The sequence below is a fragment of the Paenibacillus sp. XY044 genome, from assembly GCF_002257645.1.
Classification (GTDB): Bacteria; Bacillota; Bacilli; order Paenibacillales; family Paenibacillaceae; genus Paenibacillus_AQ.
The window spans coordinates 12760-37730 of record NZ_NQMO01000018.1 but is presented as its reverse complement, the minus strand read 5'-3'; the positions used below and the strand labels follow the sequence as shown (position 1 = coordinate 37730).

Genomic DNA, 24971 nt, shown 5'->3' with positions numbered 1-24971 from the left:
TCTTTTTATGGATTTTTTCTATAAATTTATTAACAAACCGATTTTGACTCGTTTAACGAAACAAACTACTTTTCCGTGTATAATGCCAGATTCTCCAAGGTGGACCTTAAACCAACGTCATGATCTTCTCTCCGGATCCCTGCGGGCACGTTTTCGCAAACGATCGTTACCACGGTACCTTCCGGATCGGCTGCTAAAGTCCATGTCATGATCATCTCTCCGGCAAAATCGGGATCATCTGACTCGAATACAACGGCCTGTACAATACGCTCGTCCGGGACGAGTTCCAAAAACCTTCCTTCGACAATGTCTGTATCTTCCGAGGTCTTCCCCTGCGTTGTGCCGTTCTTCTCCAAATAGGTCAGCGACATCCGGTAAGTGCCACCGGCCCGGGGGTCGAACTCAAAGATCCGGCCTTTCATCCCCTTTGGCGGAAGCCACATCACCAGAGCCTGCGGGTCCACGAACGCCTTATAAATCGTTTGCGGCGATGCCTTGATCGTTCTCGAGGCGGAGTCAATTCTCTGGTTACTCGATCGATTGGTCATGCGTATCAAACCTCCTTTACTAACACAAGATTTAATGGATTAACCGATATCCAGGTTCATATGGGAACTGTCCATAAGGTTGTTACTATCCAAATCTTAGCACATCAATCAGGTTGTCATTTCTCGTGAATTGCTTTTAGCGGATCCAGCCAAAAAAACAATCGGAAACCCTGCAGTTGGAAGAAGCCTGCATGATTCGAAGTTATTAAAATCCCCTTCTCGGATTTATCCATATTATGCTATAGTAAAAACTAGCAATCTAGGTCTATAGAACCACGTTGTTCATTAAAGACCTAGATCTTTTTTGGGCCGGTTTACGATCATCGCGGCCGGATCGATACAAGAACGCTGGGGGGAGCAAGGTGTATTGTCATCAGTGCGGGGCAAAGTGTGCCCCGGAGCAGAAAGTATGCGGGAAGTGCGGAGCAAGATTATTGACGGAAGAAGTGCGGCGGGCCGTTCTTGAGGTAGCCGCGGGCACCGAGACAATCCGGTTGCCGGAATCTGCAGCAGGCAAGCCGGGAGAGAACTTGCGCCCGGTAGAGCAAGCGGCCGTGTCCAAGGGAGGAAGCGGGCGAGGATTCCAATGGGTCATCCCCTTTTTGCTTGCCGGAGTGGTTGGCCTGGGTCTTACGCTCTATTACAAGTATGAGCAGTCGGTGAACCGGGAGGTGACGGCGCTCCAGCAGCAAGCAAAGAAAGAGGCGCTGGCCGGACGGTATTCGGAAGCCGTCCAGCTGCTGGAACGGGCCGAAGAGAAACGGCCGCGCTTCGCTGCGCTGACTCGGGACCGGGAGCTTGCATCCAAGGCCGCTCAGCTCAAGAGCCAACTGGACGGCGCTTCGACACAACTGAAAGCAAAGAAGCTGGATGAAGGGGAAAAAGTGCTGAAGCAAGTCGCGGACATGATCGGCAAGCGGCAGGAGCCGCTGTTCGAACCGCTTCAGAAATCGCTGGCGGCAGATCAGGTGATGCTGACGGTGCTCCGAATCAAAGGCCAGCTGGACAGGCTGACCACGGTTGACGCGCTGGCCGACAAGCTGGATACGGTCAGCGACCTTAGCGGTCAGGAGGCCGCGGCCGTCAAAGCGCAGATTATTAACAAAATCGCCGGAATCAGTTATTCGTCGGCGGAAGAAAAGCTGCGAAAGAAGGATTTTACCGGAGCACTGAAGGCCGTAGACAACGGATTGTCCTACGCTGCGGACAATCCGAAGCTGACGTCGTACCGGAAGCAGATCTCGGAAGCGAAGCAGGAGTTCGAGGAGGCTGAAGCGAAGCGGATTCAGCTGGCCCAGCAGAAAGCCGCCGAAGAAGACCTGAACAACCGGACGGCTGCGGTTGACGTATCCGGCGTTACGGCTGTTCTTGACGATTACGGCGATCTGGCCATTTCAGGAATGGTCACGAACAACGCGACTCGCCCCATCTATTCGGTCAGCGTTGACCTCAACATTTACGGCAGCTCCTCCGGTGCGTACATCGGCGACGTCTATGCCAACATTTCGCCGTTCAGGCTGGAGCCGGGGGAATCCGGGAGCTTTTCGACGTCCTACTATGGGGTCTACGAACAAGCGAAAGTCTCGGTTGACAACGCATCCTGGTATTTGGAATAGGGGGCACGGAATATGAGTAAAGGAATTTGGATCAGCACGTTGGCCTCCCTGATCATCCTCGGCTTGGGAGGCGGCGGAACGTATTTCATTCACAGGACTGCCGAGAACCAGCTGGGCGGGCAGCCGCTGCTCGCGGTGCAAACTCCAGCCAAAGCAACCGCGGCAGCTGCGGTGACGAAAGAAAAAAAGACGCGCAAGGAGATTATCGAGGACAGCCAGAAACGGGTCGTCACGATCGAAAGCGGAGACGGACTCGGGTCCGGATTTCTGTATAACGTTCAAGGTGACCTGTTGACCAATGCCCATGTCGTAGCCGGGTCCGAGCAGGTAACGGTGCGGACGCTGAATCACGAAGAATATAAAGGAACCGTCATCGGGATCGGCACCGATACGGATATTGCGGTCGTTCGCGTGCCGGAGCTTAAGAAGCTCACCCCGCTTCCGGTGGCCGAAGGCTACAAGGCGGAGGTCGGGGACGAAGTCCTCGCGCTCGGCAGCCCGCTGGGACTGGAAAACACGGTAACGACGGGCATTATCAGCGGACTCGGCCGAAGCTTCGACATCGATCCGTACACATACAGCAACCTGTACCAAATTTCTGCGCCGATTACCCACGGCAACAGCGGAGGACCGCTGGTTAGCGCAGAAACGGGCGAGGTGCTGGGCATCAATTCGGCGGCTGTCAACCAGGAGTCGGGAATCGGGTTCAGCATTCCGATCTCCAGCATTCTTCAGCAAGCCGGGGAGTGGTCCAAGACGCCGATGACCGCGCTTCCGTCTGCTGAATACGGTATGGATAGCGACGGTTCGGTCACGGACGAACAGGACATGGTCGCTTACTTCTATCAGAGCCTGAATAACGGCGATTACGTCACGGCCTATTCTCTCCTCGGCAGCGAATGGCAGAGCGGAATCAGCTACGAGGATTTTCGGGCAGGATACCTGAATACCGGTTATATTACGCTCGGCCCCCTGATGCTTGAAGAGCAGGACGACGGCGCTTTGGTCAGCGTTGACATTACGGCCGAGGAGCGGCGCAAGACCGGCACCGTCTATCAGGGTTACCGGATGAGCTACTCGGTCGGGTATGAGAACGGGGAATTGAAAATTCTGCACGGCAAAGGGAAGAAGATTTAATTCCATCAGCCCTGGCACAGCCCCTGTCCCTTGTGGACGGGGGCTTTTTATTTACGGGAAGCGCCAGTCGAAAGCTCCATCTCTTCCTTTTGGCCCCTCCACTCGACGGTAACCTGAAAGGTTGAATCCTCCAACGGAAGAGCGCCGTTGCCTCCAGATCCGGTAACGATGTCTCTGTTCCCTGACAATTTTTGTTCCCCGCTTCCGTTCATCGCTGTACTGGTGTATTTATATTTGACTCTCCCCACCTTAGCGGGGTCTTTCCCTTTGTACCGTATTTGGAACCGGTCAACATGATCTCCACGATTCAGTTTGGTAATCGTATAGCTTGCAGACCAGTTTTTACTTTCGCCGGTATATTGAATCATGGAAGGATGGTTTAGACATCCGGATAACATCGCAAGAATAATGACCCATATACCAATGAGCAGCTTCTTGATTGGAATCCCTCCCCGCCATTCTAATGAAGTATATATAATAGAACGCAGCAAAATCTGACTAGTTGGCTCATCAGAGTCAAAGTCTTGTCGTTATTATCACGCATCACACACATAGCTGTTTCACCAACAAAATATCCAACATATCTCCCGGCTGGATGCCGATCACTTTCACGATGAAGCCAGTTTCCCATAGTTAGCTTCTACTGTTTCCAAATCGCCCCTGAAAGTTTCTATTTGCCAATTAATAGTCATATGCTGCAAGTTTAACGCACAATCTGCCTTTTGAGACAATGCATATAGATAAAAAATAACCTGCCATCGAATTGGCAGGTAAGGATTTTCTTTCCGTTATTACTAAGGCGCTAATTTTAATATTGTAAGGGTCGTATTTGTAAGGTTATGAAGCTGTGCAGGTGTTGCATTAGCATTTACCAATTGAATAGTTGTTGGCACTGTAGCAACACTGATAATCGCTTGAGCAGATGTTGGGCCACCACCGTTTCCTGTAAAAGGAACAGGAGTGACAGGAGTACCGTTTACGGTCAGGTTGAAATCTGCATTACTTTGATTGTGAACCGTAAAAGATATCAAATACGTTCCCGTTTCATTAATTGTAATTGTCGCTGAGGGGGCCGTGAACGTAAACGCTCCACCAGAGTTTGCGAACACCCCATTAAAAATAACAGCTGAACTAGCTGGGACCGTATCGGTTCCTGTACTAGGGGCAAAACGATAAATGCCGAAAAAGTCTGAGATCCCTGCTCCAGCTGGTCCGGGAACACCTTGAGGACCAGTTTCTCCTTGTGCACCTTGAGCACCTTGTGCACCTTGAGCACCTTGTGAACCAGTTTCACCTTGAAGACCTTGGGGACCTTGAGGGCCAGTTTCACCTTGAAGACCTTGAGGACCTTGTGAACCAGTTTCACCTTGAGGACCTTGGGGACCTTGGGGACCTTGGGGACCAGTTCCACCTTGAAGACCTTGAGGACCTTGTGAACCAGTTTCACCTTGAGGACCTTGGGGACCTTGGGGGCCTTGGGGTCCACTAGGTCCCGGAACGCCTTGAGCACCAGGAAGGCCTTGAGGACCTGGAACGCCGGGTAACCCAATCGGTCCTTGTGGTGCATTTACGTTAATCTTTGGTGGTTTGCAATTGACTTTAATGATTTTCTTTCCTTTATGAAGATGCTTAGGTCTACATCTCTTACTGTTCATAGAATGAATTTCCCACCTCCATTTATATTCATTCGAATTCAGTTTATTGTCTACTCAATATTAAAGATTGGACTCCTGTCCTTTTTATACGGAAAGCGGTTAATGCCTAATATTGCATGTAGTCGCCGGTAAGTGCACTCTTGCGCTTAATTCATCTAATGAGCGCGCCAGTGCCTTCAGGTCCCACCAGCCCGGCGATCCCCGCCGGCCGTTTACCCGATGTCCCTCACATTTTCTCCCTCAAAGGCCGGAAGAAGGCACGAATCTCTTCGGCTAGCAGCTCAGGCTCTTCGAATGCGGCAAAATGGCCGCCCCGCGGCAGCTCCGTCCATCGCTGAATGTTTGTGTAGGTGCGTTCCGCCCACTCTTTTGGCGCTTTATTTACAGGTTCTACTGACAATGTAACCCCTGCCGGAACCCCGATCGAATGCACCGCAGGATCCATCTTCGAGAAATGCTTGTGATCATAATAAAGCCGCATGGAAGAGTTAATCGTCTCCGTTCCCCAATAAATCATCAGATTCGTCAGAAGCTCGTCCTTGCTAAAGCGGCGTTCAATGTTCCCTGAACAGTCACTCCACGCCCGCATTTTTTCAATGATCCAGCCGGCGAGCCCGACAGGCGAATCGTTTAAACCGTACGCCAACGTCTGGGGCTTTGTAGACTGCTGATGGTCATACGCTCCTTCTACCTGTTCCCAGCGCTCCACTTGATTCAAGTAGGTTTGTTCCGCAGAGGTTAATGGCGCAGTACCCGGGCCCAGGTAAGGGGCAGCGACAGCCATAACGTGGATTCCGATCATCCGGTCCGGATGGTAACGGCCAAGATGCGTCGTAACGCCAGCCCCGATATCGCCCCCGTGAGCGGCAAAACGTTCGTACCCTAGCACATCAACCATGAGTTCGGTCCACAGGTTGGAAATCGTTCGCAGCGTCATTCCGGGCTCCTTGGGCCGGTCGGAAAACCCGTATCCGGGAAGCGAAGGAACGATGACGTCAAATGCGTCCGCAGCATCGCCGCCGTGTGCGCCGGGATCGGTCAACAAAGGAATGATTTTCGACATCTCATAAAATGTACTCGGCCAGCCGTGAGTCAGGACGATCGGGATCGGCTTGGGGCCATTCCCCTGCTCGTGGATAAAGTGAATATTCTGTCCTGCTACGGAAGCCTGGAAATGATTGAACTGGTTCAGTTTTTGCTCTTGTTTCCTCCAGTCAAAATCCTTTTGCCAGTAGGACATGAGCTCCTGTAAGTACGCAAGATTGGTCCCGTAATTCCAGTCCATGATTTCGACCGTATCGGGCCATCTCACATGGTCAAGACGCAACCTCAAATCATCGATAAGTGACTGGGGCAGACTTACCTGGAAGTGTTTTTTCATCGTTGTTCCCCCTTGACGATGGTGTTTAACCATCTATAATGGTTTTAGATGGTGACAATTATATCGAAATACACGTAACCTGTAAACACGCGTTTTGTCGGTGTATGCAGGATCAAGGAGTGAACTTCATTGGAAAAGGAAAATTTTGAGTTCATTGGCGGGTCACTCTGCCTTGATTTGGCCAATACGATCGGCGGCGCAAGGAACCGGGCGAGCGAAACCGATCATCTGACAAGCTACGCCGATTTGCTCCATTGGACGCATGAGGCTGGATTGATCAGTGAAATGGAGCGGCAGCATCTCGAAGCAAAGGCCCAGAGCGATTCGCCTGGCGCAAGCAGTGTCCTGGCCCGGGTCAAAGCATTGAGAGAGGCGATATACCGGATTTTTTCCAACATTTCTGCCCGGGACGGCGTTCTTGATACCGAATTGCTTCTCCTCAATGAAGAGATCGAGCGAAGCTTTCAGCGATCGCGGATCGTCCGTACGTCCGAAGGATATGCTTGGGGGTGGGCGAAGGAACTGACTCTGGATTGCATGATAGCCCCGGTCGTACGTTCAGCGGCTGATTTACTCACCACCTCTTCCGCCCTGGACCGGATCCGCGAGTGTGCCAGTGACAATTGCAGCTGGCTGTTCCTCGACGAGACCAAAAACCGCAGCCGTCGATGGTGCAACATGAAGACCTGCGGAAATGCCCACAAAGTCAACAGATACCGTGCCCGCCAAACCGGAAACCTAAATGAGCTTTGATCCGAGCGACTTGACGACCGCAGTGATTGAGGCTTCCATTGACGCGGAAGCATCACAACCCGCCAACCGCAGCGGGATGAGCATCTGAGGAGCGATGACTTCCTTGATGCGGCAAAGTTCCCGCTCAAAGGGCGGGCAACGAACTGAGAATCGAGCTGAACATCGAGGCCGTCAAACGGGACTAATGCATGAATAACCGATGCCGCGAGGCATCGGTTTATTTTTAGAATAAGCGATGTATCCACTTACGCCTCCCAATGCGAATGAAGAACCAAGTCACAGAAGTTCGGGCGTTTGTATCCTGGCAGCAACAGCTCGCATACATCCGATTTAATGTTCCCGAATGTCGTTTCAGGCTTATGCTTGAAGCCTTCCAGAAAAGCATACAGGATCTTGCTTTTAAATTGATTCCGGGGGAACGCCGTTACGATTTGTTCGCGAACGTCCGGTGTGATCGCATCAAAGTTTTCTCCCATCACATCATACCCGACGCCCGAATAGATCAGCGCAACTTCAGCCTCCTTATACTGTGCAATGCCGAGCGTCGTATGCAGGGCGACAGCATCCCACACGAGCCGGATCGACTCCTCCGGAACCTGATGCTGTTCCAAAAACCTTCTTGCCGCATTGGCCCCGTCAACCTCAAACCGCTTGTCAGGACTGCTGAAACGCTTGGTTAATCCCAAATCATGGAACAAAGCACTAATATACAGCAGCTCGGCGTCATACGTTAATCCGGCTTGTTCCCCTTGAACGGCACCAAACAGATACACCCGATGAGAATGGTTCCAGAGCAAATCATCCCCATGATCCCGAAGCAGCTCGGCAGCCTGTCTGGCTAATGCGCTGTCCGGGATTTTTACATGACCGATGGATAAGGACATTTTCATACACCTCGCAAAAAAGGATTGTGTTGTTGATGTCCTCATTGTAGAATTCAGTATACGATAGATCAATATTATGATTTCTATAATTATAATAGATAAACCACATCATTTGGACGTTCATAGCATTCATACACTCATCTTGTCATCCTACACATCGGGAGGAACGGAACCATGGAGATACGGCAACTGGAATATTTCCGAGCGATTTGCGAGGAACTTCACTTCACCCGGGCCGCAGATAAATTAAATGTGACCCAGCCTACGCTGAGCCATCAGATCAAGTCGCTTGAAGACGAAATCGGCACCCCTCTTTTTGATCGAATCGGAAAAAAAATCGCGTTGACGGAAGCGGGAAGGATCCTGAAATCGCATACGGCTGTGATTTTCAATGCTCTCCAAAGCGCGAAGGATCAAATGAACGAGCTGCTAAGCGGAGAACGCGGAACGCTCGCCATCGGCTCTCCCCCCGGGGAGTTAAATCATTTGGTATCCTCGCTTCTGGTCGATTTCAACCGAAAATATCCGAACATTACGATCAAAATCGTTGAATCCGGAAACGTTACTGAAAAGGTACTGAATAATGAGCTCGATGCGGCCGTGACCATTCTGCCCGTCGACGATGACCGGCTGGAGAAGATCCCTTTATACTTCGAGCAGTTTTACTTAACCGTCTCCTCCAACCAGGAGCTTGCCCAGCGAAAAGAGATTGATTTTGCAGAGGTGGACCGGCTGCCGCTGATCCTGCTTCCCGAGAGCCACAAGTGCCGCCAGTTAGTGGATGCAACCTGCCGCATGACCGGCAAACAGATGACCCCCTTCGTCGAAACCAATTCCATCGGTACCATCTTCAATTTGGTGAAATCGGGTGCCGGCGTCAGCATCTTATCCAAATCGCTGATCGATCTGAACCGTGACGGTGCAGTATCTGCCATCCCTATCGTCAATCCCACCTTATACCGGCAAATCGTCATCATTTATAATAAGGATAAATTTCTCAGCCACGCGTCCCGGGCGTTTATTTCCCTTCTCCAACAATTTGTGGAAAATAACGAGTTAGGCAATCCAGCCCCCCGTGCGGCGATCGAGAACTAGAACCCTCTCACTTGCGCCGCTCAATCCTTTCCCTGCCAACCATAAAACTGCCGCGTTTGAACGGTACCCCCAATGTTTAGAAGTTAATCAACCGTTGGAAGGGCATTTCAACTTCGCGGCAGTTTGTTGTAATCCTTACCCTTTGACGGATCCGATCATCATCCCTTTGACGAAGAACCGCTGCAGGAAAGGATAGAGCGCCATCACCGGAATGCTGGCAACCATAATGAGGGCATACTTGATGAGCTCTGCATACCGCTGCGCTTCCACGATTGATTCGGGGTCGACGACGGCATCGGAGCCATGGGCCGACATCTGGCTGGAAATCAGGATGCTTCGCAGGATCAATTGCAATGGATACAGATCCGCGTCGTGCAGATAAATCAGCGCGCTGAAAAAAGAGTTCCACTGGGACACCGCGGTAAACAGCGCCATGACCGCAATGATGGGCGCCGATAGCGGAATCACCATGCTGAAGAAGAAACGGAAGGTCGAGCAGCCGTCGACCTTGGCCGATTCGAGCATTTCCTCCGGCAGCGTATTTTGGAAGAACGTCCGCACCACGATGACGTAATACGCCGATGCGGCCGTGGGCACAAACAGCGCCCAGATCGTATCGACCATCCCCAAGTTTTTGACCACCATATAGGTCGGGATCATTCCCCCGCTGAAGAACATCGTAAAGACGATCAGCACCATGAACATATTTCGCCCGTCCAGCTCCTTGCGCGATAGGGCATAGCCGCCCGGGATCATGATCGCTAAGCTTAGAGCGACGTCCAGCACCGTATAAAGAATGGTATTCGTGTAACCTCTCCATACATCGTGGTTCTGCAGGATGATGCGGTAGCCTTCCAGCGTAAAGCCTTTGGGCCAAAGACTGACGCTTCCGGAATTGACGGCCGTCGGTTCGCTGAATGAGGAAATGACGATGAAATACAATGGATACAGGACAATCAGCATAATAACGGACAGCATCGTATAGTTGCACAGGTCAAACACTTTGTCGGCACGGGAACGGGCAATCCTTGCGGTATGGTCGAATGCATCCGTTTTAGCCATGAGCGCTCCCTCCTAGAACAAGCTTTGCTGCTTCAATTTTTTGGCGAGCTGGTTCATCGTCAGCAGCAGGGTAAAATTGATGAGGTTATCGAACAGCCCGATCGCCGCCGAGTAGCTGTACTGCGCGCCGACCAAGCCGGTCTTGTACACATAGGTTTGAATCACTTCCGATGAATCGATATTCAATGAGTTCTGCATAAGCAGCACTTTCGAGAAGCCCAGGGAGGCAAAGTGTCCCATCTTGAGGATGAGCATGATCATAATGACAGGCATAATCGTGGGCAAGTCGATATGCCGCACCCTTTGAAATTTACTGGCCCCGTCCATAATTGCGGCTTCATGCAGCTGCGGATCGACAGAAGTCAAAGCGGCCAAATAGATGATCGCGCTCCAGCCCGTCGTCTGCCAAATCTCCGAGATGACGTACATCGGCTTAAACCAGGCGGCTTCTCCGAAAAAATTGATCCGTTCCCCGCCGAAGAGGTCGATCCAATTGTTGATCATCCCCGTCCGCGGATTTAAGAAAATATACAGCATGCCGACCAATACCACGGTCGAGATAAAGTGGGGAGCGTAAGTAATGGTCTGCACCCATTTCTTGAAGCGGAGCCGGGCAACCTGATTCAGCATGAGCGCGAAAAGGATCGCGATCGGAAAGGCAAAAACCAGATCGTACAGATTGATCAGCAGCGTATTTTTGAGCGTATTCCAGAATTGATACGACCGAAAGAAACGCTCGAAATGCTCGAAGCCCGCCCACGGACTCCCCCAGATGCCGTCAATGGCGCGAAAATTTTTAAAGGCGATCTGAAGACCGTACATGGGCGCATACTGAAAAATCGCGAAATGCAGCAGAAGCGGCAGCAGCAATACGTAGAGCTGCCAATTGCGGACGAGCCGCTGCCACAGCGAAGCGGCCTTCGGCTTTGCGGGCGTCTCCAGCTGTGCGAGCGTCGTCCTTTCGATTTTGGTATTCATGTTATCAACCGTCCTTTACGTTACACGGAGCCGTAAACCCGCTCGCTAACGGGTGTTGGGGGCAGTTTTCTATTTGGCCAGGTTCGCTTTATTGGTATCGTAACCGTCCTGGTAGACCTTGGTATAATCGCTTAGCCCCATCTTGTTCAGCGTCTCCAGGTACGCTTTCCACCCCTCGTCGATGCCGCCTTTGGCGATCCATTGGGCTTCCATTTTATCCGTATAGGTTTTGATATCCGTCTGATATTGCTCAATGCTCTTGTACTGCGCGTCCGTGAACATAATATTCGGGTACACCCAAGGCTTCATATACGGAACCAAGGCGTCGTACCACTCATCAAAATCGGGATCCAGCTGCCCGGGCTCCGCTTTCGGCAGAATCTGCTTGTCGCGCATTTCCTGCGAGAAGCCGTAGACAAAGTCATTGTAAGGCGTCTCTTTGACTTTCCATTCGCCGGCCGTAAAGTTGTCCGGATTCGGGATGGTGTCATAAGTGCCGTCAGCCAGCTTCTTCAGACGGTTCGGACCCTCGCGAAGCTTCATGGACATCTCCGGCTCGTAGGCCCGGTCGACCCATCTCATCGTCGCCTCAGGGTACGGATTGACCTTCGTGATGACGAACATGCCCGGGGTCATCTGCAAATTGTTGCGTGGGGTAATTTGGTAACCGTCCGGCCCGGTGAGGGGAATCATAGGCGAACCGTAATCCCACCGGTATTCCGCGTTGGTGATTTGGTCCGCGCTCCAGGCAAAGAACGCTCCGACCGAAGCCTTCTTGCCGGAGGATATTTTGGCGATCAGTTGAGTGGAGTTTTGCGTCATGCTGTCCGGATCGACCAGGCCTTTTTCATACAGCGAATGAAGGTACTTGACGGTATTCTTGAATTCCTCCGTCGCTCTGACGAACACCACCTTGTCATCCTGCACGATAAAGGTTTCGTCCATCGTATTGAAGGAGCCGAACAGGTTGCCGAACCCATACTGCGAGTCGCCGAAGACGCCGGTCAGCGGAATTTCGTTATTCGGATTGCCGTCTCCGTCCATGTCCATCGTTTTGAATGCCTCGAGCGCCTTCGTGAGCTCCTCCGTCGTCTTTGGCATCTCCAAGCCGGCCTTCTTCAGCCATTCCTTGTTGATCCACAGCGTATTCCCGTCGGCATGCTTATACTCCGACATGTTGGCCATCGGCAGGGAGTATATATGTCCGTCCGGAGCCGTGATCGCCTGCCGTACTTCAGGGTATTTGTTCAGAAAGCTCGTCAAATTCGGCGCGTATTTCTCGATGAGATCCTCCAGCGGGATAAACATGCCGTCCGCGCCACCCGTCACGACCTGCGAGCTGCTGAGCTCCAGCAGCACGTCGGGAAGGTCGCCGCTGGCGATAATCAGGTTGCGTTTTGTCGCCCAATCGGTGCCCGGGCTAAGATTCCACTTCACCTGAACATTGGTTCCTTCGTTAATTTCCTTAATGGTCTCAAGCTCATTCCAATTCGTTCCCGTTCGTTCATCGTAAGTACCGGCGATGGTCAGTGAAATCGGCTTATCGACAATCGGCAGCCCCGTCTCATGGAAGCCCGCGGACGCGCCTTTCGAATCGCCGCCCCCGGAACAGCCCGCCAGCAGCAGGATGGCGCTTAACACGGCCGCCATGGAACCTGCACGTTTGTTACGCATGTTCACGATCGTATTCCTCCTCAAGGCTTGTTTTGACATGAACAACATTTAGGAAAGCTTTCACCCACATGTTAGCAATCTCCGCTCGGATGAGTCCATGCACGCTCTTTTACTGTACATGTATTTTGTTTCAGCAAGGTCAGGGGCTTGTTGGCGGAACGTCAAGTTTTGGAGAAGTTGTCTCCCCTGCGCGCGAGCCACTGAAACAAAGTGCATCCCGAATGAAGGAATACTGCATGTTCATGCACCTCCCCCCTTCGTATAATGAGAACCAATTCACGCTTTTTAACCGGTGCACGGCTAAACGGGCCGTGTCCATCCGCGGAGATCCAATATTAGAAAGTAGGGGTTATATGGAAAGCCATTTGAAACGCGAAATCATCAAAACACAGGTGCTTGTCCTTGGGGGCGGGGCCGGAGGCGTCGGAGCAGCCATTGCAGCCGCACGCGAGGGAGCACAGACCATCATCGTGGACCGGCAGGGCTTCTTGGGCGGAAATATGACGATCGGGCTGCCTTTGCTGGCCTTTCTGGATGCCCAGGGACGCCAGGTCACCCGCGGCCTGCCGCAAGAAATCGTCGACCGCCTGACCCTGCTTGGCGGTTCCTTCGGACATCGGGAATGCCCGCTGCACAATTCGACGACAGTCATCGATCCCAGCTTGATGAAAATCGTCATTTTTGAAAAAATCAAACAGTACGGAGTACAGCCCCTGCTGCACTGCGAAATCATCGGAACGAACGTGGAGGATGGTGAACTGAAATCCGTTCTCTTAAAAGGAAAAGGCCGTGAAATGGAGGTCTTCGCCGATGTCTTTATCGATGCGACCGGGGACGGTGACGTCGCTTATATGGCGGGTGCCTCGTTTGAGAAGGGGCAGTATGCCAACGGGGAAACCCAGCCGCCTACCCTGATGTTTACTGTCGGCGGCTTTGATCTTGAAAGGTTCATGGATTTCCTCGGGGAACATCCGGAGGAACTCCGGCACGGATCATCAATGAAGATCCGCCCCGGTTATACGGCGGAGTTTTTGCGGGCCAGCGAAAATCACGTATTCGTCGGCTTGAAGAATACGATTTCCAGGCTCAGGCAGGAAGGCAAGTGCCCGATCAGCCGCGATACGATCATCTATATCAATCTGCCCAGGGAGGGCTACATTGCCCTAAACTGCATCCGCATCCTGAATTTTGACGGAACAAAGGTCGAGGAGTTAAGCCGGGGCGAAATCGAATCGCATCTGCAGATCCTTCCCCTGATCGACATGCTGCGCGAGCATATCCCGGGGTTTGAGCACATTTATTTGTCCTCGATTGCACCGTTTCTGGGGATTCGAGAAACGAGACGGATCATCGGCAAGCAAATGGTCCGCGAAGAGGCGGCCGTGAACGGCGTCATTCCGGATGACACAATCGCGCTCGGCTCCTATATTATCGACATTCACAGCGGTTCGGGCGACTCCACCGTCATCCGGTCGCTGGCCGGTCCTTATGGCATCACCTACGGGGCGACGATCGCCAAAGACGTGAAACGACTGATGCTCAGCGGCCGCTGCATCAGCGTCGACCCCGTCGTCTTCGGCTCTTCCCGGGTCATGCCCACCTGCATGGCCATCGGCGAAGGCGTGGGCATCGGCGCCGCTTTGGCTGCCCAGCAGCAAATCTCTCCGGAAGATGTCGATGTCCGGATCATCCGGCACAAGCTCAGGGAGTATGGCGCCATCCTCTCACTGGAGGACGTTGGCGAGGCAAGCGGAACGACGAGTTTATGATATTGTGAGCTAATATCCTTACAGGAGGCGATCACGTTGCAGGAAGCACAATTGACTTTTTTTGGCGGAGTAGGCAAATCAGGAGGCGTACAGGTTCTGTACGGCAAAGGAAAACAGGGGCTGTTGTTCGACTTTGGCGTCGAGCACAGCAGTCTGCTGTTCCCGACCCAGGTGACGCTGTTTGAACCGGTGAATGCGACGCCCGGACGCGAGCTGCGCCAGTTTTTGCTGGGGGGCATGACCGCTCCGCTGCCGGAATTGTACGATTCTAAACAAATCGAAGGCCTGGATTGGGATGCGGTTCGGCGGGTTTGGGGAGACCGGGAGATTCCCGACTATGACCTGATCCATCTCTATATTGGACATATGCATACGGATCATATGGCGCTGCTCCCCTTCGCGCATCCGGATCTTCCCGTATATATGAGCCATGATTCGCATGCCCTGTTCCGCGGCATGGTGGCAGGCCGCCACAGCAAGGATACAAGGGCCAAGATTACAACCTGCGACGACCTGACCGTGGTCGATTTCGGGGCGTTTACGATGCAGGTTGTCGAGATGGATCATAATGCGACCGGCGCATCCGGCATCATTATCGACGACGGCACCCATAGAATTGCGTATACAGGAGATTGGCGCCGGCAGGGCAAACATCCGGATAAGATCGACCGTTTCATCCGGCTGTGCCAGAGTAAACCGATCGACGTGCTCATAACCGAAGGGACACGCCTTACATCCGATCCGTCCACTGTTCCGCTGCAGATCACGGAGGAGGCCCTGCTTGTCTCATTCGCGGAGATCGTTCACGAAGCGGAAGGGATGGTGTATCTGCAGATGTCGCCGCGGGATTTAGAGCGGATGGCCGACATGATCGCGATCGCCGCAGACGGGGGAAAAAGCATCATGATGGAGGCGTCGCTTGCCGCCATCTGGCATACGGCAAACCGGGAGGGTGTGCAGGTGCTCCATGGACATCCGGCGCTTGACGTCCCGGTTCAAGTGGTCGACGCCACCTTGACCGAAGGCATTGCCGTGCCGTATCCCTCCGTCTCTTTGGAAGAAGTGGCCGGGCGTAAGCACGAGATCGTATATTTCTTCAAATTTCCGGACCTTGCGCATATGATTGAATTGGAGACGCTGGGAAGCTTTCAAGGTAAATCGCATTTTATTCAATCGGACTACAGCGTCAAAATCGAGCATGCCGCCGTATCCAAGTTTCTGAACGCCTACGCCATTACCGGCCATTCCCTGTCCAATGGCGGACACGCCCATCCCGAGGCGCTCGCCGGCTTGATCGGCAGCATTGCACCGAAAACCGTCATTACGCTGCACAGCCGGTTCCCGGAATCGCAGGACACCCGGGGCGTAAAGCCTTATTTTCCGGTAAAAGGAGAAACGGTATCGGTCTCCTCCATCCTGGAAGCCGCAGCAAGCGGCATAAACCGGTGAGATTCTGGCTCATTCATGGTATGGTTGGATGATAATCGCAGAAAAGCTTAGGAGGACAAATCGGTGACATCAATTACGTTCGTGAGGCATGGAATAACCGATCATAATATCGAGAACAGGGCGCAGGGCCATACGCAAAATCCGCTGAACGAAACCGGAAGAATGCAGGCTGCGCTGGTGGCCAAGCGGCTGGCCACGGAGAATTGGGATCTGTTTATTTCGAGCGACCTGTGGCGCGCCCGGGAGACGGCCGACATCATTGCGGCCGAAATCAAGAAGCCGGTCGATTTCTACGATGTGCGCCTGCGCGAGATGGACCGCGGCAAAATCGCCGATACGACCGAAGCGGAAAGGGTTCAACGGTGGGGACCTCGTTGGCATGAGCTGGACATGGAGCAGGAGACGGATGAGATGATGCGTGCCCGCGGCCGAAGCTTTGTCGAAGAAATGGCTGTCAGATTTCCGGGCTCGAAAATTCTGGCCGTCACGCACGGCTATTTTCTGGGGCAAACCTTAAAAGAACTGATGTGCGATGAGTCGACAGGCGTCAAGCTGCGCAACACTTCCGTAACGAGCATCGTTCTGAACGATGCCGCCTGGACCTATTCGCTCTACGACTGCATCAAGCATTTGGAGGAAACCGAAGGCTAGTGCGCGAACTGCGGGGCGCCTGCTATGACCGGCATCTGGAATCGGCCGGACGCCGGCGCCTTGCCGTTGTTACAACCGATTCTGCTCGCGATATTTCGATGGGCTCATGCCCATATTCTTGGAGAAAACCCGGCTTAGATATAAGCCGTTCTCATATCCGCAGCAGGTGGCAATTTGGTCCAGCGTCATGTCGGTATCCAGCAGCAGCTCGGCCACCTTGCTGATGCGCAAAGACCGGACGAAGTCCGAAGGAGCGATCCGAAACGACTTTCGGAACCGGCGCGTAAACTGGACGGGACTGAGGTTCAGCGAATCCGACAGATCCCTCATGCTGAACGGGGTATACGCGTTTTGGTAGATCCATTCGGCCGCGCGGTTCATCAGCACATCGTCCGAATCCGCCAGCAGCTGCTGCTCATCATGGAGGTGCTCTCTTTCCCACACCTCACAGGCGAGCTGCCAAATGTCGTTCATAATCATGTCCTTGCGCAGCATATGCCGCGGTTCCGTCGCTAAATGAAGCTTTCTCAAATAGGCAAAATTGGAAACGAGACGTTTGTTGTCAAGCGGGCGCGACAGAAATGTCGGCAGCGGCAGTACTGAGCCCGTCCGTTCCTCTCCGGCCATTTCGAAGCCGATGTAGTGAAGCGCGAGCGGAGACACCATCTCCCGCTCAAAGGTGAATCCCGGCGGGCAGTACACCAGGTCCCCGGCTCCCGCCTCCCCACGTTCCTCACCGATCCGGTAGTAGAATTTGCCCGATTCTACGGCAAACAGCACCCAGACGGAGTAACAATCCACATCCATTTCAAACTTTTCCTTACGCTCGAAATATGCATGCGAAACAAGATGCAGCGTTTGATTCCACAAGGTTGATGTCTTCATTTATGCATCGTATCCTTTGGCCTGGAAGATAGTTTCATTGTAATTGGATTGCAGCCGGGCGTTCAATCTTTATTTTTCGCCAAAGAGCGGGTTTACACCATCACATCGGGGATTTGAGCTCCCGGCCCACTTCATCAATGATCTCCCGAACCCCCTCCTCGATCCGTTCCGGCTGCGCCCGAGCAATGCTGATTCTTAGAAACTTCTCCCGCTCCATATAGTCCGATAAATAGAACCGCTTGCTCGAAACGACAAGGATCTCCTTTGCGGCAAGCCGCTCAACGAGGCGTTCCAAGTTGATCTTTTTCGGCAGCTTGAACGGAACGTACAAACCGGAGGACACATGGGGGATATCGATCAGCCCTGAAACGTTATACCGTAGAACCGCCTCGTTCAGTTCGCGGATCCGGGCAGCATATTGGCTGCGTATTTTTCGTTTGTGCCGTTCATACATACCGCTTTGGATGTACACCTCAAGGGCCGCCTGGGACAGCTGCGATGTGTCCGCATATCTTTTGTATTCGCTGAACGTCTTCAGCAGCTTCTCCGGCAGCACGGCGGCGCCGAGCCGCAGCCCCGGAAAAATCATTTTCGAGAAACTTTTCAAATAAATGACGTGCGACATTCCGCTATAGGCATAAATGGGATCCGCACCCGTGTCTTCGCCCAAATCGGCCATGTAATCGTCCTCCACGACATAAACGTCGTATTTGCCGGCCAATCGGGCAATCGCCCTTCTTTCCTCTACGCTGAACGAGGTCCCGAGCGGGCTGTGATACCTGGTCATGGTGTAGAAAAACTTGATCTGGCCGTGTTTGAATTTCTCCTCCAATTGTCGTAAATCGATGCCCGCCGTCGTCCGTGAAATGCTGCATACCGGGAAGCCCTCTGCCTCAAGATATCGTAAATAAATGTCGTAACTGGGCTGTTCGACCAAGATCATGGACTTCCCGTTCGGGAACGGCATTTTAGCCAATATTTCGAGCGCTTGGTTCGCCCCCGCCGTGACGATGATCCTCTCCGCTGGAGCAAATACCTGGTCTTCCGCTAAATGAGAAACGAGCGTATGACGAAGCATCTCCATACCTCTGGCTTCGCCGCAGGTGAAGAGGTGGCTTTGGTACGTGTCCAAGGCTTGGTTCAAAGCGTGCCGGAAATCCAGATACGGAAACAAGGCAGGATCGGGCGAGACCGAGGCGAAATCAATCTGTTTTCCCTCCGCTGTGTCTGGCCCTTTACGTGGTTTCTCCACGACGTAGTAACCGCTTTGGGCGATCGAATATATCATGTGTCGGCTCTCCAGCTCCGTGTATGCCCGTGTAACTGTGCTGACGCTGCAGCCGAACATCTTCGCCGCATTGCGGACGGAAGGCAGCTTCTGACCCGAAACGAACTGCCCTTCGTTGATCTTTCGTTCGATATCGGCAAGGATATCCAAATATTTTTTCATTCCGCTCCCTCGCTCTTATAGCTTATGTATAGAAGACGGGCTCAACTGTTACGGTACACTTCGCAAAAAATGCGGTTGTTCCAAGCCGCCCGGTGCCATAACATGGCGAGTATAAAGGATGCAAGTTCGCGAACAAGATCCTGATACTAGACTAAGGAGTTGACCCGATCATGTCATCAACCGTTCAATCCGATTTTCTCGCCGTCATCCGTGAGCGCCATTCCGTTCGATATTTCGATCCCGCACATCGTATCAGCGACCAAGAAATCAAGCAGCTTCTGGAGCTTGCGGGCAGCGCTCCTTCGTCCTGGAATCTGCAGCATTGGAAGTTCGTCGCCTTTACCGACACGGAAGCCAAGCACAGGTTGCTCCCCGTTGCAAACGGCCAACAGCAGGTCGTCGACGCAGCCGTAACCGTCGCCGTGCTCGGTGACCTAGAGGCTAACCGGAATGCCGCAGCGGTATATGGACCTGTCATGGAAGGCGGGCCTGAGGATGCTTACGCCGGCTATGCTTCTTCCCGGATCTTGTTCGATCAAATCGAGAAGGCCTACGCGGTGGACGCGTCCTCACCCTACCGGCGCGACGAGGCGATTCGCAACGCCTCACTGGCTGCCATGCAGCTGATGCTCGCCGCCAAAGCGATGGGTCTGGACTCCGGCCCGATGGTCGGTTTCGACGCCGGCGCATTCGTCAAGGCGTTCCACGTTCCGCCGCGTTATATACCGGTCCTGCTCGTCGCTATAGGGAGAGCCGTCAAGCCGGCCCGGCCAACCACGCGCTTCCCGGTGGAGCAGACTATCGTCTGGAACGGGTTTGATCCTGACGCCGCCAAACTTTGATGCTATAAGGCAGCCCCATCATACCTTACCACATTTTGAAACAGTAATGGCTCTATACGACCAACTCAAAAAAAGAACCTCGGGATCTCCACCCAAGGTTCTTTTTTACAGAATCCTATGTTAAAAAATCGTCGGCACCATTCCCCCATCCATACGGATCGGAGCGCCTTTAAAAGCGGATGCATAAGGGCTGCATACAAAAGCAGCTAATCTGCCGATTTCCATGGGCCGGATAAACCGCTGAATTTCGGATTGAGGCAGGCCTGCCGCCATAAACCTCTTCTCTTTTTCCGAGAAGGTCAGATCTTCGTCAGCGTACATCCCTTCAATGATTTGCTGCACATTTTCAGAGAGAGTCGGTCCGGGCATGATCGTATTAACGGTAACTTCGGTGCCTTTCGTCAATTTGGACAAGCTCTTCGACAAAGATAACAGCATGGACTTGGTGACGGCATACTGAGGCATTTGTCCCGAAGGCATCAACGCTTCTTCGCTCGCAATAAAGATGACCCGGCCATAATCCTGCTTCAGCATGTGAGGCAGATAAAATTTGGTCAGCCCATTGGCGGCAAGCACATTCGTGCGGAAGTAGGTTTCCCATACTTCGTCGTCAACGTTCTCATATGGCATGATCTCATAGATCCCCATATTGTTCACCAGAATATCAACCTGGGGGAATTTTTCAAATAAAGCTTCTCTTTGCCCTATATCTACAAGATCGGCCGTCGCCTTTTGCGGAGAGGTTGCCGGGAAATTCGACTTGATTTCATTCACCGTTCGTTCTACCTCTTCATCGTTTCGACCGTTAATGAGCACGTGAACGCCTTCTTTGGCCAGCTCGATGGCAATGGCTTTTCCAATCCCTTTCGTAGATCCTGTAACTAATGCTGTTTTATTGTGTAATCCCATATCCATAAAAAAATCTCCTTTTACTCCGGATAGAGATTATATTACCTGACCAGAACGGCTCCGTAACTAGCCTGTTGCGCCAACGTTCTTGCTGTACACGCCAATAAAAAATTAGAATATCCCGTCACGCTGGAGCAGGCTGAGGTTTGGAAATCGATCGAAAAGCAGGCTCGTCGCGTTGTCCTTCTGCTCACAAGTCTGCACTTACATGTTCAGCACGCCAATGGGATGGAGTTTCTCCTTCCCAAAGACGAAAGGCCCGGTAGAACGAATTCTGGTCTTCGTATCCAACCAGGAAAGCTACCTCTTTAATATCCAGCGAGGGGTCCGCCAAATATTCCCGTGCTTGCTCATGTCTGGCTTGCGTCAGCAGATGCTTGAAACTAGTGTTCCCCTCCGTCAGCCGTCGCTGCAAGGTACGATCGCTCATCCCGAGCTCTTTGGCGACAGCCTGAATGTCGGGGCGCCCTGCGGTGAGGCTGCGCTTCAGGATCCATTTGACCGTCTCGGGAAACGAGCGGCTTTGCTGCTGCTCATCGAGCGACCGATCCAACGCGGGGGTCAGAATGTCCAGCAGCTCTTCGTTGTACGACTGAAAAGGACGATCCAGATCTCTTCGATGCAGCGTCAGCCGGTTGCCTTGCGTACCGATCCGGATCCGGCAGCCGAAGTAATCTTCCAGGGCCTGGACATCGCCCATCGGATGCGAGAATTCGACGGACCGCGCTTGCAGAGGCTGCCCTGTCCCCCGCCGTCCTAGCTCCATGAGGCATGCCAAGGTGATGCCAACCAGCACCGGCGGGCCGGACTCTTCAGGATGCAGCCAGTCCAGCTCGATCGTACAATGCTCCCCCTCCTCGGTGATGCGCAGGCTCTCGGGGGGACACATCTGCTTGTACCGGGCCATCCGGTATAGAGCGTCACGGTAATCACGGGCATGATAAGTTGCCAAGACGGTCGGCGGGTATTGCGCCGTTTCAAAGACGGTCGCCAGCTGGATGATTCCTTCGGCGACGTCGCGGGCCAGCTCGGAATACGCCTGCCAGATGGCGTAATATTGGGCCGTGGTGACCTCTGGTTCTGCAATGATGGTAAGCGGGAGTCCTGCGCTGCGGACGACATCATGCGGAGCAATCCCGAGTTGTCGGAATCCGGCCCACAGTCCCGGCGGAATTTTAATGCGTTCAGAGATATAGGAGCTCATTTCTGCGGGCCTCCTTTTGCAGATGCATTCGTTGTGATCGGATAGACGACCTGCGTCATTGATATACAGCTATTATAGTGCCTGTCCTTGTTGCTCTGAAACCAGCAAAAAGTGACAGATCCTTGTCTAGCCGGGTGGCTCTGGCATTCCATGAACACCAAAAGACCTACTCCTGTACTAGCAGCAGGTCTCCTTGACATTTAAATATCAGAACATTACTCAAACGGATAGCGAAGCCCCCATTGGTCTCGGATCCGGTCGAGCAGCTTCATAATCGCCACCGATTCTTCAAGAGGAATGATCGAACTTTCGGTCCGTCCCTCCGCCAGGCATCTTGCGACTTCATCGGCTTCAAACGCATATCCGAGCGATGTCCGGTCATCCTCAAAAATCTCTTCACTGCCGTCGACATATAACGCAGCTCTGGTCGCGTTCAAAAAGGACGGAAGCCGGATATACCCTTCCGTGCCGTAAATGCAGGCTTCATTGTCCATATTTAGGCGTATGGCCCCGTTCAGCTGCGCGGTTTTGCCAGGGCCATAGGAGAGCAGGAGAGAGAACTGCTCGTCCACGCCGGTACTGCCGATATGAGCGGTGCTCGACACTTCCTCCGGTTCAGCCCCAAAAATCATCGATGCAAAAGACACAGGGTAAATCCCGGCATCCAGCAGCGCCCCGCCCCCAAGGCTCGGATTGAACAGTCTGCCTTCCGGATTGACGCCGGCACGGAATCCAAAATCCGCTTTGACGAGCTGAACGTCACCGATCTTCCCTTCATTCAGCCATTCCCTCACCTTGCGGATGGCCGGAAGAAATCTGGTCCACATTCCTTCCATCAGAAAAACCTTGTTCTCCTTGGCATACGATACGGCCTCTTCAAGTTCGCTTGCATTGACCGTAAAAGGCTTCTCGCATAATACCGCTTTGCCGGCCTTCAAGCACAGCAGGACGTTTTCCTTATGTGCAGGATGCGGCGTCGCGACATAGATAGCGTCAATGTCCTGGTCATTTGCCAGCTCTTCGTAGCTGCCATAGGCCTTCCCAATTCCATAGTCAGCGGCAAAGCGCGAAGCGCTGTCCATCGTTCTGGAGCCTACTGCAGCAGCCTCCCCATGACTTGCAAAAGCAAGATCCTTCGTAAACTGTGACGCAATCCAGCCTGTCCCCAAAATGCCCCATTTGATCGTTTTCGTCATGTGATGTGCTCCTCCTCATAATTAAATGACGAATCATTAATGATTTCATGACTCTCTCGGATTTCCTTAAACATGCGAATCCATATGATATTAGCTGCATGAACGATGGTTGCTACTCCTCATTTCCGAGAAGCTCCCCCAGCGAAACGGGAAATAGCGGTTTGATCAGCTCGAGTACGGCCTTCGCATACTCCTGAATTTCCTTTTGCGCATCATGCTCAAGCCGTTGAGACAGGAAGTGAGCGACGGATTGGACCGATGCCGTCCAGTACCACCGTACATACATCCCGTAAGCGGGAAGGAACAACCGGGCTTGTTCCGCGCAGATGCCGTCCGCCATGGCGGCTTCGTATTTGGAAATGCCCAGCTCCACATAATCCATCAGCTCTTGGGTATGCTTCTCGCCAAGCTCCCAGTCCACCTCGCCGCCGCTGCCCTGCTTGGAGTTTTCCGGCTGGGACCTCCACTCGCCTGCCTTTGGGATATAAAATGCAGGGTCCTCAGTTATGTATCGCCGGCTTGATTCGTTCCACGCCTCCAAGCTGTCGCCGGTCCCTTCATAATGGGCGGATCCGACCACGTACTTCCACCACTGTCTTGCGACCATTAATGGGGCATAGACCTCATATTGGACGATGGCGTGGCGAAAGGGAGAGGTATGCCCTTCGCGGGCGAGGAACTTGATAAGCCGCACGTCACGGTCGTTCAATTCCAGCGATTGCTTAGCATAGGAGACCCGGGCGGCATTGACGACAGTTAAGTCCGATCCCATATGATTAACTAAACGAACATAGCCCTGATCCAGCACTTCGATGGTCGACATACAGTCCTCCTTAAGTTCTTTCTATAGCAGCGCGGCACTCTTTCAATGTTGTTTTTTCGAAAATAGGTCCGCTTTTCTAATTCGCCATTCTACACAAGAATGCCTTCCCGCCTCTAATGATGTCCTCTGCCAATCTCTACAGATGGCTCTGCCGCCGCTGGCGGTACTGCCCCGGCGAAATACCGGTGCGGTCGCGAAACAGCCTCCCGAAAAAGCTCGCGCTCGGAATTCCAACCTGCTCCGCCACCTCCTGCACCGTCAGCGACGTCTGCTCCAGCAGGACCATCGCCTGGCTGATCCGCAAATGCTGCACATATTGAAGGGGCGTCATGCCGGTATACTTTTTCAGGCAGCGGGTGATGTGGTCGAACTGAAAATGCAGCGCCTCCTCAAGCTCCTCCGAGCGAAAAGGTTCGCTCCAGCTGCGCTGCAGGTAGCTGACCGTCTCCCGGGCCAGCGCGGCCGAGCGCGAGCCCGGCCTGCGGCCCAAATCCGCCTGCAGCAGCTCCAGAAGGTCGCAGAAAAGCACTTGCAGCTTCAGCGACTGCTCTACGGCAAAGCCACGGTGCAGCTGCACCATCCGGTCCAGCAGAGGCTGGAGCAGGTGAAAAGGGACATCGCCGAATTTCGGCAGATACATCGTTTGATCTGCCGGATGCTCGTCACTGTCCTGTCCCTGAGGGAGCATCGCCGACCAGGGGATATCCTCCGCCTCCATCCGGCGCAGGGGCTCCGGATGCCGGAAGTGCACCCAATATACCGCCGTCGGCTCCGAGCAGGCCTGCGTACCGGAGTGGGTACGGCCCGGCTCGAGCAGCAGCAGCTGGCCGTCCTGAATGACATATTCGGTATCGTCTTCCCGCAAATACATGGCGCCCTTTTTGACTAGAATCATGTCATAGGCGTCAAAGCTGCGGGTCTGATGCCGGCTTCCCGGCGCCCACACGGCGCGCCCGACGGTCAGAAGCGACGGCAGCGGCGGAATCGCCAGCTCGAGGCATTTCATCGGT

General features: G+C 53.2%; 23 protein-coding genes. 9 read left to right on the top strand and 14 right to left on the bottom strand.

Annotated features, from left to right (window positions below; all coding sequences use genetic code 11):
• Window positions 1-65: 65 nt before the first annotated feature.
• Window positions 66-548 carry an SRPBCC family protein gene (locus CJP46_RS35185; RefSeq protein ID WP_094600238.1) on the bottom strand — a complete coding sequence of 161 codons (483 nt, stop codon included), beginning with the start codon at window positions 546-548 and terminating at the stop codon, window positions 66-68.
• A 434-nt stretch (window positions 549-982) separates the two neighbouring features.
• Here CJP46_RS35185 and CJP46_RS35180 point away from each other — a divergent pair, with 434 nt between their 5' ends.
• Both CJP46_RS35180 and CJP46_RS35175 read left to right on the top strand, forming a co-directional pair.
• A complete protein-coding gene (locus CJP46_RS35180; protein WP_094600237.1) occupies window positions 983-2164 on the top strand; it encodes an FxLYD domain-containing protein in 1182 nt (393 codons plus the stop codon).
• Window positions 2165-2176: 12 nt separating this feature from the next.
• Window positions 2177-3301, top strand: coding sequence for a S1C family serine protease (locus CJP46_RS35175; protein WP_094600236.1), 1125 nt, complete (start codon window positions 2177-2179; stop codon window positions 3299-3301).
• A gap of 794 nt (window positions 3302-4095) precedes the next feature.
• Here CJP46_RS35175 and CJP46_RS37470 read toward each other — a convergent pair.
• Both CJP46_RS37470 and CJP46_RS35160 read right to left on the bottom strand, forming a co-directional pair.
• Entirely contained in the window at window positions 4096-4956 is an 861-nt protein-coding gene (locus CJP46_RS37470; RefSeq protein ID WP_094600234.1) for a BclA C-terminal domain-containing protein, read from the bottom strand.
• Window positions 4957-5182: 226 nt separating this feature from the next.
• Window positions 5183-6337 carry an epoxide hydrolase family protein gene (locus CJP46_RS35160; protein ID WP_094600233.1) on the bottom strand — a complete coding sequence of 385 codons (1155 nt, stop codon included), beginning with the start codon at window positions 6335-6337 and terminating at the stop codon, window positions 5183-5185.
• A 129-nt stretch (window positions 6338-6466) separates the two neighbouring features.
• Between CJP46_RS35160 and CJP46_RS35155 the strand changes: the two genes are divergently transcribed.
• Both CJP46_RS35155 and CJP46_RS37690 read left to right on the top strand, forming a co-directional pair.
• Window positions 6467-7090: a CGNR zinc finger domain-containing protein gene (locus tag CJP46_RS35155; protein ID WP_094600232.1), complete on the top strand. Its 624-nt coding sequence runs from the start codon at window positions 6467-6469 to the stop codon at window positions 7088-7090.
• A 51-nt stretch (window positions 7091-7141) separates the two neighbouring features.
• The gene (locus CJP46_RS37690; RefSeq protein ID WP_373558075.1) at window positions 7142-7237 is read left to right on the top strand and encodes a YceI family protein; all 96 of its coding nucleotides are present in this window, start codon (window positions 7142-7144) and stop codon (window positions 7235-7237) included.
• A 98-nt stretch (window positions 7238-7335) separates the two neighbouring features.
• On the opposite strand, the gene CJP46_RS35145 is transcribed toward CJP46_RS37690, so the two are convergent.
• Complete coding sequence (locus tag CJP46_RS35145; RefSeq protein WP_094600231.1) at window positions 7336-7974, bottom strand: HD domain-containing protein; 639 nt, start codon at window positions 7972-7974, stop codon at window positions 7336-7338.
• 174 nt (window positions 7975-8148) lie between these two features.
• Here CJP46_RS35145 and CJP46_RS35140 point away from each other — a divergent pair, with 174 nt between their 5' ends.
• Window positions 8149-9069: a LysR family transcriptional regulator gene (locus tag CJP46_RS35140; protein ID WP_094600230.1), complete on the top strand. Its 921-nt coding sequence runs from the start codon at window positions 8149-8151 to the stop codon at window positions 9067-9069.
• 135 nt (window positions 9070-9204) lie between these two features.
• Here CJP46_RS35140 and CJP46_RS35135 read toward each other — a convergent pair whose 3' ends face one another.
• From CJP46_RS35135 to CJP46_RS35125, 3 genes are all read right to left on the bottom strand, one after another.
• A complete protein-coding gene (locus CJP46_RS35135) occupies window positions 9205-10131 on the bottom strand; it encodes a carbohydrate ABC transporter permease (protein WP_094600229.1) in 927 nt (308 codons plus the stop codon).
• A gap of 12 nt (window positions 10132-10143) precedes the next feature.
• A complete protein-coding gene (locus tag CJP46_RS35130; protein WP_094600228.1) occupies window positions 10144-11109 on the bottom strand; it encodes an ABC transporter permease in 966 nt (321 codons plus the stop codon).
• Window positions 11110-11178: 69 nt separating this feature from the next.
• Window positions 11179-12783 carry an extracellular solute-binding protein gene (locus CJP46_RS35125; RefSeq protein WP_256992665.1) on the bottom strand — a complete coding sequence of 535 codons (1605 nt, stop codon included), beginning with the start codon at window positions 12781-12783 and terminating at the stop codon, window positions 11179-11181.
• A 353-nt stretch (window positions 12784-13136) separates the two neighbouring features.
• Between CJP46_RS35125 and CJP46_RS35120 the strand changes: the two genes are divergently transcribed.
• The 3 genes from CJP46_RS35120 to CJP46_RS35110 all read left to right on the top strand — a co-directional run bounded on the left by CJP46_RS35120 (window position 13137) and on the right by CJP46_RS35110 (window position 16652).
• Window positions 13137-14552, top strand: a complete 1416-nt coding sequence (locus tag CJP46_RS35120) for an FAD-dependent oxidoreductase (protein ID WP_094600226.1) — start codon at window positions 13137-13139, stop codon at window positions 14550-14552.
• A gap of 36 nt (window positions 14553-14588) precedes the next feature.
• Window positions 14589-16001, top strand: coding sequence for an MBL fold metallo-hydrolase (locus CJP46_RS35115; RefSeq protein ID WP_094600225.1), 1413 nt, complete (start codon window positions 14589-14591; stop codon window positions 15999-16001).
• A 63-nt stretch (window positions 16002-16064) separates the two neighbouring features.
• Complete coding sequence (locus CJP46_RS35110; protein WP_094600224.1) at window positions 16065-16652, top strand: histidine phosphatase family protein; 588 nt, start codon at window positions 16065-16067, stop codon at window positions 16650-16652.
• 69 nt (window positions 16653-16721) lie between these two features.
• Here the strand turns inward: CJP46_RS35110 and CJP46_RS35105 are convergent, their stop codons facing one another.
• Window positions 16722-17537 (bottom strand): AraC family transcriptional regulator, encoded by an 816-nt coding sequence (locus tag CJP46_RS35105; RefSeq protein WP_094600223.1) that lies wholly within the window; start codon window positions 17535-17537, stop codon window positions 16722-16724.
• Between the two features lie 100 nt (window positions 17538-17637).
• Complete coding sequence (locus CJP46_RS35100; RefSeq protein WP_094600222.1) at window positions 17638-18987, bottom strand: aminotransferase-like domain-containing protein; 1350 nt, start codon at window positions 18985-18987, stop codon at window positions 17638-17640.
• 170 nt (window positions 18988-19157) lie between these two features.
• Between CJP46_RS35100 and CJP46_RS35095 the strand changes: the two genes are divergently transcribed.
• Window positions 19158-19829, top strand: coding sequence for a nitroreductase family protein (locus CJP46_RS35095; protein ID WP_094600221.1), 672 nt, complete (start codon window positions 19158-19160; stop codon window positions 19827-19829).
• A gap of 120 nt (window positions 19830-19949) precedes the next feature.
• On the opposite strand, the gene CJP46_RS35090 is transcribed toward CJP46_RS35095, so the two are convergent.
• The 5 genes from CJP46_RS35090 to CJP46_RS35070 all read right to left on the bottom strand — a co-directional run bounded on the left by CJP46_RS35090 (window position 19950) and on the right by CJP46_RS35070 (window position 24967).
• Window positions 19950-20744 carry an SDR family NAD(P)-dependent oxidoreductase gene (locus CJP46_RS35090; protein ID WP_094600220.1) on the bottom strand — a complete coding sequence of 265 codons (795 nt, stop codon included), beginning with the start codon at window positions 20742-20744 and terminating at the stop codon, window positions 19950-19952.
• Window positions 20745-20928: 184 nt separating this feature from the next.
• A complete protein-coding gene (locus CJP46_RS35085; protein WP_094600219.1) occupies window positions 20929-21942 on the bottom strand; it encodes an AraC family transcriptional regulator in 1014 nt (337 codons plus the stop codon).
• A gap of 215 nt (window positions 21943-22157) precedes the next feature.
• Window positions 22158-23138 carry a Gfo/Idh/MocA family protein gene (locus CJP46_RS35080; protein ID WP_094600218.1) on the bottom strand — a complete coding sequence of 327 codons (981 nt, stop codon included), beginning with the start codon at window positions 23136-23138 and terminating at the stop codon, window positions 22158-22160.
• 112 nt (window positions 23139-23250) lie between these two features.
• Complete coding sequence (gene thyX / locus CJP46_RS35075; protein ID WP_094600217.1) at window positions 23251-23961, bottom strand: FAD-dependent thymidylate synthase; 711 nt, start codon at window positions 23959-23961, stop codon at window positions 23251-23253.
• 136 nt (window positions 23962-24097) lie between these two features.
• A complete protein-coding gene (locus tag CJP46_RS35070) occupies window positions 24098-24967 on the bottom strand; it encodes a helix-turn-helix domain-containing protein (RefSeq protein ID WP_094600216.1) in 870 nt (289 codons plus the stop codon).
• Between the last annotated feature and the right edge of the window lie 4 nt (window positions 24968-24971).

What these genes read in the sequence shown, in the direction of transcription:
- CJP46_RS35125 (WP_256992665.1), bottom strand. Translation starts at nt 12,783, where the DNA reads ATGCGTAACAAACGTGCAGGTTCCATGGCGGCCGTGTTAAGCGCCATC.
- CJP46_RS37470 (WP_094600234.1), bottom strand. Translation starts at nt 4,956, where the DNA reads ATGAACAGTAAGAGATGTAGACCTAAGCATCTTCATAAAGGAAAGAAA.
- CJP46_RS35070 (WP_094600216.1), bottom strand. Translation starts at nt 24,967, where the DNA reads ATGAAATGCCTCGAGCTGGCGATTCCGCCGCTGCCGTCGCTTCTGACC.
- CJP46_RS35100 (WP_094600222.1), bottom strand. Translation starts at nt 18,987, where the DNA reads ATGAAAAAATATTTGGATATCCTTGCCGATATCGAACGAAAGATCAAC.
- CJP46_RS35130 (WP_094600228.1), bottom strand. Translation starts at nt 11,109, where the DNA reads ATGAATACCAAAATCGAAAGGACGACGCTCGCACAGCTGGAGACGCCC.
- CJP46_RS35090 (WP_094600220.1), bottom strand. Translation starts at nt 20,744, where the DNA reads ATGGATATGGGATTACACAATAAAACAGCATTAGTTACAGGATCTACG.
- CJP46_RS35145 (WP_094600231.1), bottom strand. Translation starts at nt 7,974, where the DNA reads ATGTCCTTATCCATCGGTCATGTAAAAATCCCGGACAGCGCATTAGCC.
- CJP46_RS35085 (WP_094600219.1), bottom strand. Translation starts at nt 21,942, where the DNA reads ATGAGCTCCTATATCTCTGAACGCATTAAAATTCCGCCGGGACTGTGG.
- CJP46_RS35095 (WP_094600221.1), top strand. Translation starts at nt 19,158, where the DNA reads ATGTCATCAACCGTTCAATCCGATTTTCTCGCCGTCATCCGTGAGCGC.
- CJP46_RS35135 (WP_094600229.1), bottom strand. Translation starts at nt 10,131, where the DNA reads ATGGCTAAAACGGATGCATTCGACCATACCGCAAGGATTGCCCGTTCC.
- CJP46_RS35185 (WP_094600238.1), bottom strand. Translation starts at nt 548, where the DNA reads ATGACCAATCGATCGAGTAACCAGAGAATTGACTCCGCCTCGAGAACG.
- CJP46_RS35160 (WP_094600233.1), bottom strand. Translation starts at nt 6,337, where the DNA reads ATGAAAAAACACTTCCAGGTAAGTCTGCCCCAGTCACTTATCGATGAT.
- CJP46_RS35120 (WP_094600226.1), top strand. Translation starts at nt 13,137, where the DNA reads ATGGAAAGCCATTTGAAACGCGAAATCATCAAAACACAGGTGCTTGTC.
- thyX (WP_094600217.1), bottom strand. Translation starts at nt 23,961, where the DNA reads ATGTCGACCATCGAAGTGCTGGATCAGGGCTATGTTCGTTTAGTTAAT.
- CJP46_RS35175 (WP_094600236.1), top strand. Translation starts at nt 2,177, where the DNA reads ATGAGTAAAGGAATTTGGATCAGCACGTTGGCCTCCCTGATCATCCTC.
- CJP46_RS35105 (WP_094600223.1), bottom strand. Translation starts at nt 17,537, where the DNA reads ATGAAGACATCAACCTTGTGGAATCAAACGCTGCATCTTGTTTCGCAT.
- CJP46_RS35140 (WP_094600230.1), top strand. Translation starts at nt 8,149, where the DNA reads ATGGAGATACGGCAACTGGAATATTTCCGAGCGATTTGCGAGGAACTT.
- CJP46_RS35080 (WP_094600218.1), bottom strand. Translation starts at nt 23,138, where the DNA reads ATGACGAAAACGATCAAATGGGGCATTTTGGGGACAGGCTGGATTGCG.